We start from the raw sequence: 19721 nt of genomic DNA on the forward strand, positions 1-19721 counted from the left end.
GCGTGTCTCTCGGCAGTTGGAGAAGCTGCATGATGAACCGAAGGCAGGTACTCGTGGATTTGGCGCTCCAGGGCGGAGGCTCTCATGGCGCATTCACGTGGGGTGTCCTCGATCGGCTGGTTGAGGAGCCGTGGCTACAAATTGCTGGCATATCCGGAACATCGGCAGGAGCGATGAATGCTGCCGTTCTGGCGGACGGTTGGACTGCCGGAGGTGCCGACGGAGCACGCGAGGCTCTGGACAAATACTGGCGGCGCGTCTCGCGTGCCGCGGCCTTCAGTCCGTTTCAACGCTCCCCCCTCGACCGCCTCATGGGACGCTGGTCGCTCGACACTTCTCCGGCCTATCTCTTCGCCGATCTGATGTCGCGAGTCCTGTCGCCTTATGATCTCAATCCGCTCGGTTACAATCCGTTGCGCGAGATACTGGCCGAGAGCATCGATTTCGAGCGTCTCGCCGGTGCACCGATCAAACTCTTCGTAACGGCCACGCGGGTACGAACAGGTCGCGGGCGAATTTTCCGTAACGCCGAGATCACCGCGGATGTGTTGCTTGCGTCGGCATGCCTGCCAACGATGTTCCGCGCGATCGAGATTGAAGGCGAAGCCTATTGGGATGGGGGCTATGCAGGCAACCCCACGATCACGCCGCTTGTTCGGGAGACAGACGCGCAGGACACCATCGTCGTGCAGATCAATCCGACCGAGCGACTGGAGGAGCCGCGCACGGCTGCGGACATTCTCAATCGTCTCAATGAAATTTCATTCAACTCGCCGCTGGCAAAGGAGCTGCGGATGATTGCGCTGCTTCGTCAGGTGGCGGATCCCGGCACCGGGGAGGGCGCCCGCTGGGCTCAAATGAAGACGCACCGGATCAAGAGCGATCTGCTCGCGACTTTCGCTGCGTCATCCAAGCTCAACGGCGAATGGGCCTTCCTATCCAAGCTGCGCGACGAGGGGCGGCAAGCGGCCGGCGACTTTCTCGACGCGCATGGCGCCGATCTTGGCGAGCGTTCGACGGCCGATCTCGACATCCTGTTGGCGGAGTGCTGACGTCATGGGGCTTCTCGGCATTCTCGTCGGGCTTGGTCTTCTCATCTGGCTGGCTTTCCGGGGGTGGAGCGTTCTGCTGCTTGCTCCGCTCTCCGCGCTGGTTGCGTCGGCTTTCGGCAGGGAGCCGTTGCTTGCCAATTGGACGCAGACCTTTATGGGCAGCGCAGCCCAGTTTCTCGCTCAGTTCTTTCCCATCTTTCTGCTCGGCGCCGTATTCGGGAAACTGATGGACGACAGCGGCGCGGTCACTGCGGTCGCGAACTTCATCACCCGCCGCCTTGGCGAGCGCCGGGTCATCCTCGCCGTTGTGCTCTCGGGGGCACTGGTCACCTATGGCGGCGTCAGCCTTTTCGTCGCATTTTTTGTGATCGTTCCGATGGCCCAGTCGCTGTTTCGCGCGGCGGAGATTCCGCGCCGCCTCGTGCCAGCGACGGTCATTCTCGGAACGTCCACTTTCACCATGTCAGCCTTGCCGGGCACACCATCGATTCAGAATGCGATACCTATGCCCTTCTTTGGCACCACGCCTTTCGCTGCGCCGGGCCTCGGCATGATCGCGTCATTGATCATGCTGGGTATTGGACTGTGGTGGTTGCTTCGCGCCGAGAAGGCGGCACGACAAGCGAATGAGGGGTATGGCGAAGAATTGTCGATCGCGACCAGCGCCGCTGCCGATGACGAGCGCTTGCGCGCGCGTGCCACGACGGCGCGCGAATTCGATCCGGCCGAAATTTCCCACGGGCATCGCAGCGAAGCGGAAGTGCCTGTCATCAATGCCGTTCTTCCCCTGGTTGTCGTTGTCGTCGTCAATCTCGTGATGTCGCTCGTTGTCCTGCCCCGGCTTGATGTCTCCTTCCTGGCCGAGCAGCGCTGGGGCAGCACGTCTCTACCTGCCGTTGCCGGCGTGTGGTCCGTTGTCGTCGCGCTCGCAGGCGCGACCGCGACAGTCGTCATCTGCAACTGGACGCGATTGCCTGCACTGCGACAGACGATGGATGCCGGGGCCAACGCGTCCGTACTGCCAGCGCTGACTGTCGCGAGCCTCGTTGGCTTTGGCGCTGTCATCGCAGCGCTGCCTGCATTTGACATGGTGCGGGACTGGGCGCTGGGCATTAAGGGTGGGCCGCTGGTGTCGTTGGCCGTTTCCACGAACCTGCTCGCCGCGTTGACAGGTTCGGCATCCGGCGGACTGACGATCGCGCTTGATGCACTCGGTCAGACCTATATGGACGTTGCCACGCGGGAAGGGATCGATCCCGGGTTGCTGCACCGCGTAGCTGTGATCGGCTCCGGCACCCTGGATATTCTCCCTCACAATGGTGCGGTCGTCAGCCTGCTCGCGATCTGCGGCCTGACGCATCGCCAAAGTTATTTCGACATTGTGATGGTCGGCATCGTGAGCTCGGTTGTCGCTCTTGCCGCCGTGATTGCCATGGGCTCCGCACTGGGCTCATTTTGAACTCCGGCCCCAACCGCCGTTTTGTCCAGATTTCGTAGTCGACCACGTGCCGGGTGTGGCAGTGAGCCACCTTTGTCCGGCGCCGTTTCTCGGCTACGAATGAACTTTCGCCGCGCTCGCCGCGTCAACGAGACATCGGGCAAGCGAAGCGGCGGCGAATTGATACAATCGCAATCAAACGCCCGTACGATTCGCGATCGGAAGGCATTTGACCGGGGCACTGAATGGCAAATCGATTGGCGACGGCGCAACCCAACGTCGGGATGCGGCACTGGATATCTCCCGTCGTGGTGTTGGCAGCAATGGTTGCGGTGGCCGCTCCGGCGGCCGGAGCCGCCGCAAAGCAGGCGCGTCCCGCCCGCGTCGTCGAGGCGACCGCCCCGCGCGAAGCAGGCGAGCCGATGATGGCGATCGTGTCGATCAAGAGCCAGCAGGTCACATTCTACGACGCCGATGGATGGATCACGCGCGCACCGGTCTCGACCGGGGTGTCCGGTCGCGAGACGCCGGCAGGCGTCTTTGCCGTTCTTGAGAAGAACAAGGACCATCGCTCCAACATGTATGACGATGCCGCGATGCCGAACATGCAGCGGATCACCTGGAACGGCGTCGCACTGCATGGCGGGCCGTTGCCCGGCTATGCCGCGTCGCATGGCTGTGTGCGGATGCCCTACGGCTTCGCGGACAGGTTGTTCGACAAGACGCGGATCGGGATGCGGGTGATCATCTCGCCGAATGACGCGGCGCCCGTTGAGTTCTCCCATCCGGCGCTTCTGATGCCGAAAGCGGAAGCCATCGCCGCTGCTCCGGGCCGTGTCGAGGTGCTCGCCCGCGAGGCTGCGGAGGCCGCTGCTGCCGCGGACGCGACGAAGAAACTCGCAGCGACCTCGGCGCGCGAGACGAAGCCGCTGCCGGCAGCCCTGCGCAAGCTGCAATCGCTGAAGGCGCGCGCCGATGTCGAGCTTGCATCCGCCGACAAGGCCGTCGTTGCGGCAAAGACCGATGAGGCCAAGGCACGGGCGGAGGACGTAAAGCAGAAGGCCGCCGCCAGGGCCGCGGAGCTTGGGGCGCAATTCGAAACCGCAAAGGCCGATACGGCGTCGAAGCTCGATGCCGCGGCCGCCGCGAAGGACGCCGCCAAGGCGGCCGAGACCAAAAAGGTTGGCACTGCCAAGGCAGCGAGCGATGCGAAACTCGCGCTTGAGCCGGTCTCGATCTATATCAGCCGCGAGACGCAGATGCTTTACGTTCGGCGCAATACGCACAAGCCGGCGCCGGACGGCGGCGGCGAAGTGTTCGATTCAAGCATCGAAGTTCCCATCACCATCCGCGACCCCGGCAAGCCGATCGGCACGCATGTGTTTACGGCAATGGCGCGGAACGATGCAGGCCTGCGCTGGAGCGCCGTCTCGATCGATGAAGGCGATAGCGCGAAGGCAGCCCTCGACCGCATCACCATTCCGCAGGAAGTGCTCGACCGGATCGCCGCGACTGCGCTGCCGCGGTCGTCGATCGTTATTTCCGACGAGCCGCTCAGCACCGAGACCAACTATCGCACCGAATTCGTCGTGGTGCTGAGTAATCAGCCCCAGGGTGGTTTCATTACGCGCAAGCCGACGCCACCTGCCGATCTCATGGCGAGCAGCGACGATGCGGATGGTGATGGCTTTGGCTCGTTCTTCCAGCGCTGGAATGCGGACCCCGCGCCCGTGCAGGCTCGCCGCAGGGTCGCGCCGTATCAGCGCCAGCCGCAAACCGGCTGGTGGTAGGACGTTCCAGGCCATGGCTCGCCTGGGACGCTGAGCGGCCTGATCGCATCGACGCGCGCGGGGCCGTCAGCCGACGCTCCTCTGGTAACGCCGATGTCCACGATTGTTCGCTATGACGCGCGAATGGTCTGTGCGCTTTTGGTCGTCTTGCGGGCGATCGCCATGAAAGCGCGCGCGGCTGCCGTCTGGTAGCGATGGGCATCCCACAGCAAGGCTCCGGAACGGCGTATCCACGGAGGCCCGATCGGAATGATCGCAAGGTCCTTTCGGGCGTTCAGGCTTCGGTCGGCAAGAACCGTCGGGAGCCCTCCCGATTTCGCGAGTTCGATCAAGGCCTCGACCGAGTTCATTTCCACGCGCACGTCGAGCTGTATATCGGGCGGCAGTGACTGGTCGAGAATGCGGCGGGTTGCAAAAGCGGTGGTCAGGAGTGCCAACGGGCGGCGGGCGAGCGCCTGCAGCGTGATCGACTGTTGCCGTGATTGACTTTGCGACTTCGCAAGCACCAGAACGAGCCGCTCCTCGAACAACAGGTCGACGCCCAATTCTGCGTGCTGGGGCGGGGCGAAAGCAATCGCGAGATCGAGATCTCCGGACAGGATGCGTCGCTCGACATCGTTTGCGGAGCCGACCTCCACGCTGAGCCGAACGTCAGGATATTTCTCGCCGAAGCTGCCGATGATCTTCGGCAGGAATGTCGTGCTGTAGGTGTAGATGACGCCGACACGAAGCGTGCCGGCCATGCCGCCCTCCAGCTCGGCTATCGCCGTGCGCGCCGCTTCGGTCTGAACCATCAGACGTTGTGCATGCTCGCGCAGTGCATGCCCTGTCTCGGTCAGTTGCATGCCCTGGGGCGTCCGGTTGAACAGAACGGTGCCGAGATCCTGCTCGAGGGCGCGTATCTGCTGCGACAGCGTTGGCTGGGCGACGCCGAGGGCTTCTGCAGCCTTCGCCATGCGCTTGTGGGTGGCGATTGCCAGAAAATAGCCGAGACGTCTGGGATCCATGACCGATTACAATCTTCTATCGCATCTATAGTTTTGACTGTGTTGGCCTATCACGCGTCCCGTGCCAGTGTTTGTCAATATCGGACCTGGCCGGCACGCTTTTGTGCGGCCGTCGAAACATAAGAACCGACTGGGAGGCTCTTTCATGCTGTCACGACGCACCTTATTTGCCCGGGCGACCCACGCCGCGGTGGCGGCTTGCTGTATCGCCCTGGGCGCAAACCGTGCGACGGCGCAGGACTATCCGACCAAGCCGGTCCAGTTGATCGTTCCCTTCGCCGCCGGCGGTGCCGCCGACATCATCGGCCGCACGATTGCGGAAAAGCTGAGCCAGACCTGGGGCCAGCAAGTCGTCGTCGAAAACAGGGGCGGGGCCGGATCGAATATCGGAATCAATGCTGCCGCCAAGAGTGCCCCCGATGGCTATACGCTGGTGCTCGCGTCGATCGCCGTGGCCGTCAATCCGTGGCTTTTCAAGTCGATGCCTTACGATCCCGTGAAGGATCTGACACCGCTGACGCTGGCGCTCGAGACGCCGAACGTGGTGCTTGTGCCGCCCTCATCGCCGATCAAGAACATCAAGGATCTGATCGCCTTCGCGAAAGAAAAAGCGGCATCGGGTGGCGCCACCTACGGCTCTGCCGGCGTCGGTTCCTCTCTGCATCTGGCTGCGGAAGTGTTCCGGCAAAAGGCCAATGTCGAGATGACCCACGTTCCCTATCGTGGCTCGTCGCCGGCCCTGACAGATCTGATGGCCGGCCGGATCGACCTGATGTTCGACAACGCCTCGACGGCGCTTCCGCAGGTGCAGGGCGGCAGCCTTCGCGCCATTGCCGTCACCACCAAGGAGCGCATCGCCGCACTGCCTGACGTGCCGACGATCAGCGAATCCGGTCTGCCGGGCTTCGAGCTCGCCAACTGGTGGGCCATTTTTGGTCCGGGCCAGATTCCGCCGGCGCTGGCGGAGCGCATCAGTGCCGATATCCGCAAGGTTCTCGCAGACCCCGACGTGCAGAAGCGTTTCGCCGATGTCAGCGGGCGCGTCATCGCGTCGTCGCCCCAGGAACTTGCTGCGCATCTGGCGCAGGAAAGCGCCAAGTGGAAGCAGATCGTCGAGACGGCAGGCATTCGCGGCAGCCAGTGACGACAGACGCCTGACACATACGGCGATCAATCACTGACGAATATCAAGCAAGAGACGCGCACTCAGGATGAGAGCGCTGATGGAGAATGATGTGAAGAAGCTACTTTCAGGCCTGACGGCATCCGTCATGCTCGTCGCCACCTCGGCCGCCATGGCGCAAAGCGCCGCACCGCTGAAACTGGGCGCAGTCCTCGACATGTCCGGCCTCTTTGCCGACATTACGGGGCCGGGCAGCGAGACCGCAGCCAAGATGGCCATTGAGGATTTCGGCGGTGAGGTTCTCGGGCGCAAGGTCCAGATCGTGGTCGCCGACCATCTCAATAAGTCCGATCTGGCCGCGAATTTCACCCGTGAGATGTTCGACAACCAGGGTGTCGAGGCCATCGTCGATGTGGCTGGCTCTGCCACGGCGCTGGCTGCGGCGGAAATGGCCAGGACGCGCGGCAAGATCATCATGTTCAATGGTCCCGGCGCGGTCAGGCTGACCAACGAGGCGTGCGGTCCCTACATTGTTCACTACACCTACGACACCTATGCGCTGGCCAGCGTCACCGGTCTGGCGACAGTGAAGCGCGGCCTCAATAGCTGGTTCTTCCTCACGGCCGACTACGCGTTCGGCCAGGAACTGGAGCGCGACACTTCGAACGTCGTCACCAAAGCGGGCGGCAAGGTTGTCGGCAATGTGAAGCACCCGATCAACACCTCGGATTTTTCGTCGTTCCTGCTCCAGGCACAGAGCACCAAGGCCAGCGTGATCGGCCTCGCCAACGCGGGCGGCGATACCATCAATGCGATCAAGCAGGCCGCCGAGTTCGGCCTGACCCAGTCCGGGCAGAAGCTGTCGCCCTTGCTGGCCTTCATTTCCGACATCGACAGCGTCGGACTTGAAACCGCGCAGGGTCTGTTGCTGGCCGAGGCGTTTTACTGGGATCTCAACGACGAAACGCGCGCGTTCGCGAAGCGCTTCATGGAGCGGACCAAGCGCGCGCCGACATCGGCGCAGGCGGGCGTCTATTCGTCCGTCACGACCTATCTGAACGCGGTGAAGAAGGCGGGCACCACCGATGCCGCGACCGTGATGAAGGTCATGAAGGACACGCCGATCAACGACATGTTCGCGAAGAATGGCCGGATCCGCGAAGACGGCCGCATGGTGCACGACATGTATCTGTTCGAAGTGAAGAAGCCGTCGGAATCGAAGGCGCGCTGGGACGACTACAAGCTGCTTGCGACCGTCTCCGGCGACGACGCGTTCCAGCCGCTATCCGCCTCACGTTGCCCGCTCATCAAGAAGTAGCGCAGCGGCAGATGGCAAAGCGACGGGGCGCCGGGAAGGTAGCGGCGATCCGTTCAAGGCCCCATCCATGGACAACAGGAAGATGCCCCTCATGAGCACCAGCGTGGCAGTCCGCGTCGACCAGGTCGAGACTATCCTGGTCGATGTGCCGACAATCCGCCCCCATCGATTGTCGATGCATACGATGAACAGCCAGACCCTGGTTCTGGTCATCATCCGCTGCTCCGACGGAACGGTCGGAATCGGTGAGGGCACGACCATCGGCGGCCTCAGCTACGGCGAGGAGAGCCCCGAGGGCATCAAGCTGACCGTCGACACCTACATCGCTCCGGCGATCATCGGCATGGATGCGTCACGCGTCGCAGCGCTCATGGCCGACGTGAAGCGACGGGTGAAGGGCAACCGCTTCGCCAAATGCGCGGTGGAGACGGCGCTGCTGGACGCGCTTGGCAAGCGCCTGGACCTGCCGGTGTCGGAGCTGCTTGGCGGGCGCATGCACGACACGTTGCCGGTGGCCTGGACGCTGGCCAGCGGCGACACCGCGCGCGATATCGAGGAAGCCGAGCGGATGCTCGATGCGCGCCGGCATAATATTTTCAAGCTCAAGATCGGCCTGCGGTCCGTGGACGACGACGTGGCGCATGTGGCGGCCATCAAGCGCGCCCTCGGAGATCGTGCGCGCGTGCGGGTCGACGTCAACCAGGCCTGGAGCGAGCCCGAGGCACGGCGTGGCATTCCCGCCTTGGAGGCGGCCGGCGTGGACCTCATCGAGCAGCCTCTGTCGCGCGACAATCGCGGTGCACAGGCCCGGCTCAGCGGCCGCTATGCCGTGCCCATCATGGCGGATGAGGCACTGCATGGCACGACCGATGCTTTCGATGTTGCTTCGCGGGGCGCTGCTGACGTGTTTGCTCTGAAGATCAACCAGGCAGGTGGTCTGTACGATGCGGTGAAGATGGCTGCGATCGGCGACGCTGCAGGCATCGGCCTGTATGGCGGCACCATGCTGGAAGGCGGTGTCGGCACCGCAGCGTCGGCGCAGGTTTTCTCCGTGCTGCCAAAGCTCGCATGGGGCACCGAACTGTTCGGCCCACTGCTTCTGACCGAGGAGATTCTCGCGACGCCCCTGCGTTACGGCGACTTCGTGTTGCAGGTGCCGACGGCGCCCGGCATCGGGGTCGAGCTGGACATGGACCGCGTCGCATTCTTCCGCCGCGATGGTTACGCGCCGCGCATTCAGCCGGCCGGCGCAACAACAGGAGTTTGATCGATGCTTTTCCAGGTCGAAATGGACGTGCAGATCCCGCCCGGGATCGCTCCCGATGTGGTCGAGCAACTGAAAAAGACCGAGCGTGAACGCGCGCAGGAGCTGCAAAAGACAGGCGAATGGCGCCATCTCTGGCGGGTCGCCGGACGTTACGCCAATGTCAGTATCTTCGATGTGGCGAGCAATGAAGCGCTGCACGACATTCTGTCGACATTGCCGCTCTTCCCCTTCATGCGTGTCAGCGTGACGCCTTTGTGTCGGCATCCTTCATCCGTTCGCTCGGACGACGGCTAGGCGCGGGGCCGACCTCCGCCAGCGCAGTATTCCGGCGAGATGGTGGCTCACGCAGCAGCTTCATCAGTACAATCTCGCAAGCGTATCGAACAGCGCGAGGTTGAGGCGCTTCAGATTGTTGTCCACCGGCTCCGGCTGGGATGAGAATTTTGCGACGACCATTTCGGCGCGCGGATTCACATAGAGATATTGCCCGTGAATGCCGAGTGCGAAGAAAGCGCCGCTTGCGTTGCCGGTCTGGTACCATTTGTTGCGATAGCGGCCTTCAGGCAGCCATTCGACGAATTTGCCCGCACGCCAGGCCTCGGCGGAGCCGTTCGTGATCGTATCCGACACCCAATCCTGTGCGACGATCCGGCGGCCGTTGGCGATGCCGCCCTGTCGCATCATCTCGCCGATACGGGCGAGGTCGCGCGGGGTCATGCAGAAGCCACCGCCGGTCCGGGCGCTGCCGGTCGCATCGACGGTGACATAGGCATCCTGCCGCGCGCCGAGCGGCTGCCACAAACGCGTGGCAGCAAAGTCGGCGAAACGCTGGCCCGAGGCGCGTTCGATCACCAGACCCAGCACGTCCGAATTCGGCGAGCAGTAGTGGAAGGAGCCCCCGTGATCGCCGGGGCCCTTTTGCAGCGTAGCGAGGAAAGCGATCAGTGAGTCTGGAGTATCTCCCGGCACCGACGGCTCGAGCAGGCCGGCGCGGCGGTACCGCGCGAAATCGCCGCGGGGATCCTGATAGGTTTCCTCGAAATCCACACTCACCCGCATGTCGAGAACATCGCGTATCCGCGCATCCGCAAAAGCGGAGAATTTGAGTTCCGGAACGTAGTGCGAGACGGTCTCGTCGAAATCGATCAGGCCGTCGCTGTATAAAATTCCCGCGACGACCGATGTCACCGACTTGCTCGCGGAGAACAGAATGTGCCGCGATTGCGCCGTGAAATTCGGCGCATGGTAATCTGCAACGACACGGCCGGATTTCATCACGACGAGGGCATCGGTTGAGGTCCTGCGTAGAACGTCTTCGATCGTCGCAGTTTCTCTATCGGTGGAAAAAGCCTGCTTGATGAGATCTCCGGCGTGGACGGACGGGTCCTCGATCAGTCCCGGCGTCGCTGCGATGCGTGCCGTCGGAATGAGTTCGGACACGTGACGGAATGCCCAGACATTCCAGGGCGCCTGACGCCAGTTATCGAGACGAACGTCGCTTCGCGCAAAGCCATAGTCGGCTTCGAACGCCGAGGGCTGTCCCTTGCTCGTCATGACGCAATCTTCTCGCATTCGGTGGGCTGAACGGCGCCGCCGAGCCAGCAGCCGTTGAGATCGCCGTCGTCGAAGCTGAAACGCACCTTGATCGCGGAGGGGCGCTTCATGGCGCGTCCCTGGCGAATGGTGATCTGGCGCTCCGACGCATCCACCATCCGGTTCGCGAGAAGGCCGAATGACAAAGCGGAAGCCGCGATGCCCGTCGCTGCGTCTTCCGGATATCCCGACGAACTCGGAAACTGCCGTGCGTCAATGATCTGGTTGTCCTGATCGGACACGGCATAGGGATAGAGACCAGTGGAGTCGATGCCATTGCACAGGCGCTCCATCTTCGAGAAGTCAGGCTTCAGGCCGTCGAGGATGGACACGCTCTTCAACGGAATGAGGGTCTTGATGCGGCTTGTGCGTGCATTCTGGATCGGGAACGGCGCGAGGCAGTCGGAGCCGATCCCGAGGACGTCGAGAATGTCGTTGGTGCTTTGGCCTGCATCGGGAAGCGGCTCGACGATCCCTGCAGGCTGCGAGACCTCGACCGAGATATCCTGTTCGTCTGATTGGCTGATCCGCGCATGGACGCGGCCGCTCTTCGTCAGGATCGTGATCCGATCGCGCTGCAGCCGGCCGAGCCGTTGAAGCAGCCATGTCGCGCCGACGGTGGCGTGTCCGCACATGGACATCTCATGATTGGGCACCCAGAAGCGAAATTCGAAATCGCAGCCGGAATCCGCTGGGGGCGGCAATACAAATCCGCTCTCGTGACCGTAGTCGCGCGCGACCTGCTGCATCTCTGCATCACTCATGCCGGCAGCGTCGATCACGATCGGGGCGGGATTGCCGCCCTGCGGACTTGCCGCAAAGACACTGACAAATCGAACCTGCGGTTCGGGAGATGTCGTCATCATGTTTGCACCCTCTAGCAGCCTCGCGCGTTCGCACTGCACGTCAGCCAACGCTGCAGGGAATTCACCGGCATCAAGCTACGGAGGATGTTGCTGCGGCGCGCGTTCCGGCGGGCCCTAGATTTTGATCGGCCGGGCCATGCGCTTGCGGATTTCGCTTGGCGAACGACCATCGGCCCGGCGCATCGCGTGGGCCAGCGCCGCACCGCTGTCGAAGCCGACGCGGAGCGCGATCTCGCCGACCGGGAGATCGGTTGCCTTCAACAGCTCGTTTGCATTGTCGAGGCGGATCCGTTGCTGGAATTCGCCAATCGACGCCCCGGTCCCCGCGCGGAACAATCGGGTGATGTGACGCCGCGAAACGCCGAACCGTTCTTCCAGGGCGTCGAGCGGAACATCCCGGTCGGCATGATGGGTGAGATAGTCCCTCAGCTCCGCGACCAATGTCATGCCGTGTTCGCGATGCGAGGCACTGGATACGGCATCACCGGTCAGAGCCTCGGCGATGCACTGAACGAGCAGGGCAGAGGACAGTCCGTGCCGGACATGGGCATTGCCATAGGCGTGCCTGCCATCCCCGACCAGCAGCGCCTGCAGGGCGCGCAGTCTGTCTGACCGGCGAAACAGCCGGGTCGTGGTGGTTCGTCTGCGGAATTCGCTCAGCGAGCCGTTCTCTCTTTCGAGGCGCTCCAGGACCGAGCCAGTTGCGTAGATGGCGACGTGGCTGTGTGCGCCGATCCCCGCGCGCGTCTCATGTGCCTGGTTCGGCGGAACGATCGCGAACCGGTCCTGCGACAGCCATGTGCCTTCGCGTCCGGCTTCGTGCTTCAGCTCGATCGTCCCGCGGCTCGGCAGGATGAACATCAGGCAATCATGCCAGTGCCACGGCATGGCGTAATCGCCGCGGCCGGCGACAGCCGCATGCTCGTCGTCCGCCGCGATCAGGAGATCCGCTTTTGCCGTGTGACGCAATCGTTCGAATGAACTCAGCATGTTCGGGCCCACATGTGTCGTCGACGAACCTAGCAGGGTGCGCCCATGCCCGCCAATCGACGCCCGATTACTCCGCCGCGATGGCCGCCGGCTTCGGGCGCTTCTTCACGCGCTTGATGGTGCCCGAGAAGGTCAACAGCGAACGTTCGCCGGCTTTCAGGATTCCGCGCAGGAAGATCAATGAGCCGCCGATCCGGGTCATTTCGCCGTGGCATTCGACCAGTTCGCCTTCGCGGGCCGCGTCGAGGAATTCGCAGCCGAACGAGACGGTGATGCCGGGGCCCTGCAACTCGCGGGAGGCCAGCGCAAACAGGCAGTAATCGGCAAAGGTCATGAAGCAGCCGCCATGAACGTTTTTCATGCCGTTGAGGTGCTTTTTCTCGACCCGGAAGGCGCAGCGGACGGAGCCGTCGGCCTCGACCTTGTGCCAGAACGGGCCGGAGACCGATTCGAAAGAATCCCGCTTCCAGGTGGTCCAGCCCGCAAATTCCCCCTCCGTCGCGGTATAGGCGTCGGCGTGGAACGGGATGGTGGCATCGGCGGGCACATTCACGGTCTGAACTCCTTGGATTGGCTGCGAAAAGTGTTAAATCCGATCCATCCGGCGGGCGCAATCCGGCGCCGGCGCAGGGCCTTATGCAGGCTGTTTTTCGAGCAGTTCGGGCATTGCCCGGGCAAAGCTTGGGACATGCGGGGAACGGGCCGGAATAGGCCTTTTCCGCATGCTCCGATCTCCCTATGAAGAAGCCTTACAGAGCCAAGAGACCCCATGACCGAGCCAAAGATCACTCCCGAACTCGTCGCTTCCCACGGCCTCAAGCCCGACGAGTATGAGCGCATTCTCAAGCTGATCGGGCGGGAGCCGACTTTCACCGAGCTCGGCATCTTCTCGGCCATGTGGAACGAGCATTGCTCGTACAAATCCTCGCGCATCCATCTGAAGGGGCTGCCGACCAAGGCGCCATGGGTGCTGCAGGGGCCGGGCGAGAATGCCGGCGTGATCGATATCGGTGACAATCAGGCCATCGTGTTCAAGATGGAGAGCCACAACCACCCGAGCTATATCGAGCCCTATCAGGGCGCGACCACAGGTGTCGGCGGTATCCTGCGCGACGTCTTCACCATGGGCGCGCGTCCGATCGCCTGTTTGAATGCGCTGTCGTTCGGTGCGCCGGAACATCCCAAGACCCGCCACCTCGTGTCGGGCGTCGTCGCCGGCGTCGGCGGCTATGGCAATTCCTTCGGCGTGCCCACCGTGGGCGGCCAGACGCGTTTCCACACCCGCTATGACGGCAACAACCTCGTCAACGCGATGGCTGTCGGTCTCGCCGATGCCGACAAGATCTTCCTTGCGGCGGCATCGGGCGTGAACATGCCGATCGTCTATCTCGGCTCCAAAACGGGCCGCGACGGCATTCACGGCGCGTCGATGGCCTCGGCCGAGTTCGACGAGGATTCCGAGGAGAAGCGTCCCACCGTGCAGGTCGGCGATCCCTTCGCCGAAAAACTGCTGCTGGAAGCCTGTCTCGAAATCATGGCCGCCGATTGCGTCATCGCGATCCAGGACATGGGCGCTGCAGGTTTGACCTGTTCGGCCGTCGAGATGGGCGCCAAGGGCGACCTCGGCGTCGAGCTCAATCTCGACGCGGTGCCGACGCGCGAAGAGGGCATGACCGCCTATGAGATGATGCTCTCGGAAAGCCAGGAGCGCATGCTCATGGTGCTGAAGCCCGAGAAGGAAAAGCAGGCCGAGGATATTTTCCGGAAGTGGGGCCTCGACTTCGCAATCGTCGGCTACACCACGCCAACGCTGCGCTTCGTTGTGAAGCATGGCGGCAAGGTGATGGCCGATCTGCCGATCAAGGAACTCGGCGACGAAGCGCCACTCTACGATCGTCCGCATGTGCCGTCGCCGGCGCTGCCGGTGATCCATGCGCGCGACATCGCCGCGCCGTCGTCGATCCCGGATGCACTGGAGAAGCTGATCGGCACGCCCGAACTGTGCTCGAAGCGCTGGGTATGGGAGCAGTACGACCACGTCATTCTCGGCAACACCGTGCAGCGCCCCGGCGGCGACGCCGCGGTGGTGCGCATCGAGGACGGCCCCAAGGGCCTCGCGATGTCAGTCGATGTCACGCCGCGCTATTGCGAGGCCGATCCGGTCGAGGGCGGCAAGCAGGCCGTCGCCGAAGCCTGGCGCAACATCACGGCTGTGGGCGGCAAGCCGCTGGCAGTCACCGACAACCTCAACTTCGGCAATCCGGAGCGGCCGGAAATCATGGGCCAGCTCGTTGGCTGCCTGAAGGGCATCGCGGAAGCCTGCATCACGCTCGACTTCCCGATCGTCTCCGGCAATGTCTCGCTCTACAACGAGACCAACGGCCGCGGCATCCTGCCGACCCCGTCGATCGGCGGCGTCGGCGTGCTCGACGATTTCACCAAGTCCGCGACGCTGGCGTTCAAGGCGCCGGGCGAAGCGATCCTGCTGATCGGCGAAACCAAGGGCTGGCTCGGCCAGTCGGTCTATCTGCGCGACATCTGCGGCAAGGAAGAGGGCGCTCCGCCGCCGGTCGATCTTGCCACCGAAAAGCGCAACGGCGACGTGGTCCGCGGCATGATTCATGCGGGCACTGCGACTGCCGTGCATGACATCGCCGATGGCGGTCTCTTGGTGGCACTCACCGAAATGGCGATGGCTTCCGGTATCGGCGCCAAGCTCGATGCCGCGCCGTCATCGACGGTGCCGCATGCCTGGTGGTTCGGTGAGGATCAGGCGCGCTACATCGTGACTGTCGCGGAAGATCAGTTGCTGACCGTGCTGTCGAAACTGAAGAATGTCGGCGTGCCCTGCGTACAGATCGGCAAGACCGGCGGCCATGCGGTGGCCATTGCCGGTGAACGCGCCGTCGATATCAAGGCGCTTGTGCATGCGCATGAAAGCTGGCTGCCGAACTATATGAGCGGCAAGGCGTCGTAACAGGCGCTGATCTTTTCCCTCCCCACTGCGCTTCGCTTGGGGGAGGGAGGCCATGAGCGTTCGTGCAATCGTCTCAGTAGCTCAGCGTCCGGTCGACCAAATTCATCAGTGGTGTGCCGCTTTCCGCGCGCGCGATATTGTCGGCGATGTTTTCGGCGGCCGTTCCAACACGCGTTGCGGCGGCGACGTGGGGCGAGATCGTGACACCGGGATGCGACCAGAACGGATGGCCTGATGGCACTGGCTCGGTGCGGAAGACATCGAGCGTCGCCTGTGCCACGCGTCCGCTGTCGAGTGCCGCGATCAGCGCATCGTCGTCGATCAGCGTGCCGCGTCCGGCATTGATGATGAAGCTGCCCTTCGGTAGCAGCGCCAGTCTCTCCGCATTCAGGAGATCGATCGTCTCCGGCGTCTGGGGCAGGAGGCCGATGAGGATTTCCGCCGAAGCCAGCGCTTGCGGCAGGCTCTCCGTTCCTGCGAGACAGCGGACACCCGGCACCTCGCGCAGGCTTCGACTCCAGCCGGTGACGCGAAAGCCGAGTTGCACAAGTGCGCTCGCTGCAGCCGATCCCAATTCGCCGAGACCCAGCACTGTCACCGATCGGTCCGTGGCAAGCGGCGGAACGTGCTGCGACCACGTCAGAGGTTTTTCACAGACGTAGCGGTCCATCCCGAGATGCGCACGCAGGGTATGACCGACGACCCATTCGACCATGCCCCGCCGGAGGCCGTCATCGACCATGCGGCACAGCGGCTGCGTCAGCGTCGCGTTGCCGACGATCTTTTCGACACCGGCCCAAAGGCTCAATACGGCGCGCGCATTGCTGAAAGGGGCGAAATCGGTGATGGGACCGCCGGTCGCGTGGATGATGTAGTCCACGTCCTGATGCGCAATGTCACCCAGGAGACTGGCTCGCGCGTCGATGCCCCGGCGCCGAAGCGCATCCAGAATGGGTTCGCGATAGTCCTCGAACAGCGCCGGCGTGACGTTGAAAAGAAGATTGATCGCCTTGTCGCCGTTGCGCGCGCGCATGCTGGTCTCCTGCAGATCGTCGTTCATGTTGGAAGGCGGAAAGGACGGTGTGACGAAGCTACAGCACCCGTTTTACGCCCGGGATAGCGCGGAGCGCCCGCGTCGCCGCCCAGCTCGCGGTCAGCGTACCCGCGAAGGCGATCAGTGCTTTCGATCCGGCGCCGAGCGGCGCGTTCAGCAGCGCATATTGCAGCCACAGCATCGGGATGTAGTGCAGCACGAAGATGCCATAGGCATCGCCGCGCAGTGGATCGAAGATGCTCTTCTCGCGTTGGCCGAAGCGCAGGAACAGCGCCAGCACTGCGAGGCAGATCAGCGTGCAGGCGACCGCATAGATCACGCCATAGCTCGACTGCCACCAGAACGGCGGCGCGCCGGTGAGATTGGCGAGCTTCATGCGGCGAAAATTGACGAGAAAAGCGAGCGAGCCAAAGGAGGCGGCGGCGGCGATGGTCCACCACAGCCATTGCCGTGCCAGCGCGCCGGTGCGGGCCAGCAGGCCCTGATCGATATTGGCGGCGCCGATGCCCATGCCGGCGAAGAAGAACACGCCATAGATCGCCATGCGGCTGAACTGCACCTGCAGCGGGCCCCAGCTGAACCAGCGGACAGCGCCAACCGTAAACAGGAAGGGCACATAGGAGATCACGGCGATGACGGCGAGCACGGCGGCGAACAACCATGGTCGTTCGAAGGCACGGATCGACAGCCGGTTGATGCCGTCCACCAGTCGCGGGGCGAGCAGGAAAACCGGGATCGCGACGAGATCGAGAAACAACAGATACCAGATGAACCAGCCGGGGCCGGCGAACCATTGGCCTTGTTTGAAATTGTTGACGTAGAATTCGACAAAGCCGGTCTTGTGCGTCGACAGGCTGAACGACGCGTAATAGGCGATCGGCATCAGCACGAAGATCATCGCCAGGAATGGCAGGCCGAGGCGCAGCGCGCGGTCGCGTACGAAGTCGGCGATGCCCTTGCGCTTCAGGCTCGGCCACACGAACAGGCCCGACAGCATGAACATCAGACACATGAAGAAAGTGTCGTTGAACAGCGTCAGGATGTTGAAGCCGATCCAGCGCTGGCTGTCGACGATCGGCGCGGTCGACCACAAATAGTGGTTCGGGTAATAGCGCCCGAAGGCGGTGTAAGCGACTGCGGCGTGGTTCGCCAGCACGAGCAGCGTGACAAAGGTGCGGGCGCGATCGAGCGCAGCGTTACGGTCTGACATGTGAACGGCGAGCCCCCTCGCTTCCGCGCGCAACAGGCGTCGCCGGGCGCATCAGTGATGCGCGCCGTCATGATAAATGTCGAAAGCCGCTTCGGCAATCAGCCGAGGATCACGCAGGCACTTCCTCGATTTTCACCTTGTCTGGATAAAATGCGAGATAATCCTTGATCTCGGCCATCGCCGGAAACGGCGTCTCATAGGTCCAGATCGCGTTGTCGAGAACCTTCTCGCCGGTCTTGATGCTGTAATAATTCGCGTCGCCCTTGTACGGGCAATGCGTCACACGGTCGGTGCGCGCTACCGCGTCCATATTAGCGTCCGCGCGGGGGATATACAGCACTGCGGGGTAGCTGGCCTCCTTGAGGCTCAGGGCATTGGTCGTGTCGGCGATCACGACGCCCCCGGCAGAAACACGGATGTGTTTGCCGGCGGGCGCAATGGTGATCGGGTGGTCCGGGCCGGGAAGCTTCATGGTTAAACCCTTGTGACGGTCATATTGCACTTCTTCAGATGTGCGATCTCCCTGGCCTTTAAAAGGGGCATGCGAGGGATTATCGTTAGAAAGCCGTGACGTCATGCGGCAGCCGCGATAGGCTCGCAATCCGAGGCGGCACCGACTGGCCGCGATTCGAACCTTTCTGGAGACCCGATTAATGCCGATGGACGCCCGCGATATCGAGACCATGATCAAGGCCGCGATTCCCGACGCGCAGGTGACGATCCGTGATCTGGCCGGTGACGGCGACCATTACGCGGCAACCGTGATTTCGGAATCCTTCCGCGGCAAATCCCGCGTCGCCCAGCACCAGATCGTCTATCAGTCGCTGAAAGGCCAGATGGGCGGCGTGCTGCACGCGCTGGCGCTGCAGACGGGCGTGCCAGAGGCGTAAAGCTCAGTCCTCATGGTGAGGAGGCGCCATTTGGCGCCGTCTCGAACCATGAGTTGTGGGCACCCAAGGGTGCGGCCATCCTTCGAGACGCGCGCAAGAGCGTGCTCCTCTCGCCTAAACCCACTCGGGTTTAGGCTGGGATGAAGGCTGAGTGTGGAGCGGTCTTTTACTCCACCGCCATCAGCGCGTGCACCGAGAAATGCTTGTCCGCATCTGTCCATGACGCCTTCGGCTCCCAGCCCGAACCGCGGGCCAGCGTTGCAAAACGCTCGATGCTGTATTTGTAGCTGCTTTCGGTGTGGATGCTTTCGCCGGCACGGAACGCGAAGCTGCGACCGAGCACATGCACGGTCTGCGGCTTCCTGGCGATCAGGTGCATCTCGATGCGGTGGCGTTCCTTGTTGTAGATCGCGCGATGCGTGAAGGCGGAGAGATCGAAATCGCCGCCGAGTTCGCGGTTGATGCGCACCAGCACATTCATGTTGAACTTGCCGGTGACGCCGGCCGCGTCGTTATAGGCGGCGTGCAGCAGCTTCTCGTCTTTCTCCAGATCGATGCCGATCAGCATCAAGGCGTCCTTGCCGAGAATAGCGCGGGCCGAGCGCAGAAAGGCGCAGGCCTCGTGCGGCTCGAAATTACCGAGCGTCGAGCCCGGGAAGAAGCCGACCTTCGGCATCATCCGGATATCTGCGGGAAGGTCGAACGGTGCGGTGAAATCGGCATTCACCGGCAGCACCTTCAGGCCCGGGAAATCCTTGCGCAGCTCGGCTGCCTGCGTTTGCAGGAAGTCGCCTGAGATATCGACCGGCGCATAGGCGCCGACATCGCATTCATCCAGCAGCAGCCGCACCTTGGTGGTGGCGCCGGCGCCGAATTCGATCAAGGCGGCATTCTTCGGAATGATCGCGTTGATGTCCTTGCCACGCGAGCGGAGGATGCCGAGCTCGGTGCGGGTCGGGTAATATTCCGGCAATTTGGTGATCTGTTCGAACAGCTCCGAGCCGGCTTCGTCATAGAAGTATTTCGGCGACAGCTTTTTCGGGTGCTGCGACAGGGCTTCGGCGACATCCGCGGCAAATGCGGAGGCCGAGGCATTCAGCAGCGACAGTGCCAACGGGGCATGAACGTTCATGTCAGTCTCCTCAA

At 62.9% G+C, this 19721-nt stretch carries 18 protein-coding genes; 9 read left to right on the forward strand and 9 right to left on the reverse strand.

What is annotated here, in order from left to right; all coding sequences use genetic code 11:
• The first annotated feature begins 32 nt into the window (after window positions 1-32).
• The 3 genes from LPB73_RS06535 to LPB73_RS06545 all read left to right on the forward strand — a co-directional run bounded on the left by LPB73_RS06535 (window position 33) and on the right by LPB73_RS06545 (window position 4280).
• Window positions 33-1052, forward strand: coding sequence for a patatin-like phospholipase family protein (locus tag LPB73_RS06535; RefSeq protein ID WP_231081091.1), 1020 nt, complete (start codon window positions 33-35; stop codon window positions 1050-1052).
• Between the two features lie 4 nt (window positions 1053-1056).
• Window positions 1057-2511 carry a GntP family permease gene (locus tag LPB73_RS06540; protein ID WP_231080035.1) on the forward strand — a complete coding sequence of 485 codons (1455 nt, stop codon included), beginning with the start codon at window positions 1057-1059 and terminating at the stop codon, window positions 2509-2511.
• 224 nt (window positions 2512-2735) lie between these two features.
• Window positions 2736-4280, forward strand: a complete 1545-nt coding sequence (locus LPB73_RS06545; protein WP_231080036.1) for a L,D-transpeptidase — start codon at window positions 2736-2738, stop codon at window positions 4278-4280.
• A gap of 110 nt (window positions 4281-4390) precedes the next feature.
• Here the strand turns inward: LPB73_RS06545 and LPB73_RS06550 are convergent, their stop codons facing one another.
• A complete protein-coding gene (locus LPB73_RS06550; RefSeq protein ID WP_231080037.1) occupies window positions 4391-5287 on the reverse strand; it encodes a LysR substrate-binding domain-containing protein in 897 nt (298 codons plus the stop codon).
• Between the two features lie 145 nt (window positions 5288-5432).
• Here LPB73_RS06550 and LPB73_RS06555 point away from each other — a divergent pair, with 145 nt between their 5' ends.
• From LPB73_RS06555 to catC, 4 genes are all read left to right on the forward strand, one after another.
• Window positions 5433-6431, forward strand: coding sequence for a Bug family tripartite tricarboxylate transporter substrate binding protein (locus LPB73_RS06555; protein WP_231080038.1), 999 nt, complete (start codon window positions 5433-5435; stop codon window positions 6429-6431).
• Between the two features lie 91 nt (window positions 6432-6522).
• Window positions 6523-7728 (forward strand): ABC transporter substrate-binding protein, encoded by a 1206-nt coding sequence (locus LPB73_RS06560; RefSeq protein WP_231080039.1) that lies wholly within the window; start codon window positions 6523-6525, stop codon window positions 7726-7728.
• Window positions 7729-7819: 91 nt separating this feature from the next.
• Window positions 7820-8995: a muconate/chloromuconate family cycloisomerase gene (locus LPB73_RS06565; RefSeq protein WP_231080040.1), complete on the forward strand. Its 1176-nt coding sequence runs from the start codon at window positions 7820-7822 to the stop codon at window positions 8993-8995.
• 3 nt (window positions 8996-8998) lie between these two features.
• Window positions 8999-9289, forward strand: a complete 291-nt coding sequence (gene catC, locus LPB73_RS06570; RefSeq protein WP_231080041.1) for a muconolactone Delta-isomerase — start codon at window positions 8999-9001, stop codon at window positions 9287-9289.
• A gap of 63 nt (window positions 9290-9352) precedes the next feature.
• Here catC and LPB73_RS06575 read toward each other — a convergent pair whose 3' ends face one another.
• From LPB73_RS06575 to LPB73_RS06590, 4 genes are all read right to left on the reverse strand, one after another.
• Window positions 9353-10549, reverse strand: coding sequence for a serine hydrolase domain-containing protein (locus LPB73_RS06575; protein WP_231080042.1), 1197 nt, complete (start codon window positions 10547-10549; stop codon window positions 9353-9355).
• Window positions 10546-11454: a PhzF family phenazine biosynthesis protein gene (locus tag LPB73_RS06580; RefSeq protein ID WP_231080043.1), complete on the reverse strand. Its 909-nt coding sequence runs from the start codon at window positions 11452-11454 to the stop codon at window positions 10546-10548. Before LPB73_RS06580 ends, LPB73_RS06575 begins: the two co-directional genes overlap by 4 nt.
• Before the next feature lie 114 nt (window positions 11455-11568).
• Window positions 11569-12315 carry a helix-turn-helix domain-containing protein gene (locus LPB73_RS06585; protein WP_231080044.1) on the reverse strand — a complete coding sequence of 249 codons (747 nt, stop codon included), beginning with the start codon at window positions 12313-12315 and terminating at the stop codon, window positions 11569-11571.
• Between the two features lie 196 nt (window positions 12316-12511).
• The gene (locus LPB73_RS06590; RefSeq protein WP_371419948.1) at window positions 12512-12991 is read right to left on the reverse strand and encodes a PaaI family thioesterase; all 480 of its coding nucleotides are present in this window, start codon (window positions 12989-12991) and stop codon (window positions 12512-12514) included.
• 222 nt (window positions 12992-13213) lie between these two features.
• On the opposite strand from LPB73_RS06590, the gene purL reads away from it, so the two are divergent.
• Window positions 13214-15421: a phosphoribosylformylglycinamidine synthase subunit PurL gene (purL, locus tag LPB73_RS06595; RefSeq protein WP_231080045.1), complete on the forward strand. Its 2208-nt coding sequence runs from the start codon at window positions 13214-13216 to the stop codon at window positions 15419-15421.
• Window positions 15422-15494: 73 nt separating this feature from the next.
• On the opposite strand, the gene LPB73_RS06600 is transcribed toward purL, so the two are convergent.
• From LPB73_RS06600 to LPB73_RS06610, 3 genes are all read right to left on the reverse strand, one after another.
• Window positions 15495-16454, reverse strand: a complete 960-nt coding sequence (locus tag LPB73_RS06600; RefSeq protein WP_231080046.1) for a 2-hydroxyacid dehydrogenase — start codon at window positions 16452-16454, stop codon at window positions 15495-15497.
• A 58-nt stretch (window positions 16455-16512) separates the two neighbouring features.
• Entirely contained in the window at window positions 16513-17685 is a 1173-nt protein-coding gene (locus LPB73_RS06605) for an acyltransferase family protein (RefSeq protein ID WP_231080047.1), read from the reverse strand.
• A 109-nt stretch (window positions 17686-17794) separates the two neighbouring features.
• Window positions 17795-18157 (reverse strand): DUF427 domain-containing protein, encoded by a 363-nt coding sequence (locus tag LPB73_RS06610; protein ID WP_093756475.1) that lies wholly within the window; start codon window positions 18155-18157, stop codon window positions 17795-17797.
• 181 nt (window positions 18158-18338) lie between these two features.
• On the opposite strand from LPB73_RS06610, the gene LPB73_RS06615 reads away from it, so the two are divergent.
• Window positions 18339-18575, forward strand: coding sequence for a BolA family protein (locus tag LPB73_RS06615; protein WP_068735968.1), 237 nt, complete (start codon window positions 18339-18341; stop codon window positions 18573-18575).
• 166 nt (window positions 18576-18741) lie between these two features.
• On the opposite strand, the gene egtD is transcribed toward LPB73_RS06615, so the two are convergent.
• Window positions 18742-19707 (reverse strand): L-histidine N(alpha)-methyltransferase, encoded by a 966-nt coding sequence (gene egtD / locus LPB73_RS06620; RefSeq protein ID WP_231080048.1) that lies wholly within the window; start codon window positions 19705-19707, stop codon window positions 18742-18744.
• Window positions 19708-19721 lie beyond the last annotated feature (14 nt).

The sequence above is a fragment of the Tardiphaga sp. 37S4 genome, assembly GCF_021044645.1.
GTDB classification, from domain to species: domain Bacteria; phylum Pseudomonadota; class Alphaproteobacteria; order Rhizobiales; family Xanthobacteraceae; genus Tardiphaga; species Tardiphaga robiniae.

Bases quoted from the DNA above. Each gene is read 5' to 3' on its own strand.
- LPB73_RS06565 (WP_231080040.1), top strand. From the start codon at position 7,820: ATGAGCACCAGCGTGGCAGTCCGCGTCGACCAGGTCGAGACTATCCTG.
- LPB73_RS06545 (WP_231080036.1), top strand. From the start codon at position 2,736: ATGGCAAATCGATTGGCGACGGCGCAACCCAACGTCGGGATGCGGCAC.
- LPB73_RS06600 (WP_231080046.1), bottom strand. From the start codon at position 16,454: ATGCGCGCGCGCAACGGCGACAAGGCGATCAATCTTCTTTTCAACGTC.
- egtD (WP_231080048.1), bottom strand. From the start codon at position 19,707: ATGAACGTTCATGCCCCGTTGGCACTGTCGCTGCTGAATGCCTCGGCC.
- purL (WP_231080045.1), top strand. From the start codon at position 13,214: ATGACCGAGCCAAAGATCACTCCCGAACTCGTCGCTTCCCACGGCCTC.
- LPB73_RS06555 (WP_231080038.1), top strand. From the start codon at position 5,433: ATGCTGTCACGACGCACCTTATTTGCCCGGGCGACCCACGCCGCGGTG.
- LPB73_RS06575 (WP_231080042.1), bottom strand. From the start codon at position 10,549: ATGACGAGCAAGGGACAGCCCTCGGCGTTCGAAGCCGACTATGGCTTT.
- LPB73_RS06550 (WP_231080037.1), bottom strand. From the start codon at position 5,287: ATGGATCCCAGACGTCTCGGCTATTTTCTGGCAATCGCCACCCACAAG.
- LPB73_RS06585 (WP_231080044.1), bottom strand. From the start codon at position 12,315: ATGTTCATCCTGCCGAGCCGCGGGACGATCGAGCTGAAGCACGAAGCC.
- LPB73_RS06605 (WP_231080047.1), bottom strand. From the start codon at position 17,685: ATGTCAGACCGTAACGCTGCGCTCGATCGCGCCCGCACCTTTGTCACG.
- LPB73_RS06535 (WP_231081091.1), top strand. From the start codon at position 33: ATGAACCGAAGGCAGGTACTCGTGGATTTGGCGCTCCAGGGCGGAGGC.
- LPB73_RS06540 (WP_231080035.1), top strand. From the start codon at position 1,057: ATGGGGCTTCTCGGCATTCTCGTCGGGCTTGGTCTTCTCATCTGGCTG.
- LPB73_RS06610 (WP_093756475.1), bottom strand. From the start codon at position 18,157: ATGAAGCTTCCCGGCCCGGACCACCCGATCACCATTGCGCCCGCCGGC.
- LPB73_RS06615 (WP_068735968.1), top strand. From the start codon at position 18,339: ATGCCGATGGACGCCCGCGATATCGAGACCATGATCAAGGCCGCGATT.
- LPB73_RS06580 (WP_231080043.1), bottom strand. From the start codon at position 11,454: ATGATGACGACATCTCCCGAACCGCAGGTTCGATTTGTCAGTGTCTTT.
- catC (WP_231080041.1), top strand. From the start codon at position 8,999: ATGCTTTTCCAGGTCGAAATGGACGTGCAGATCCCGCCCGGGATCGCT.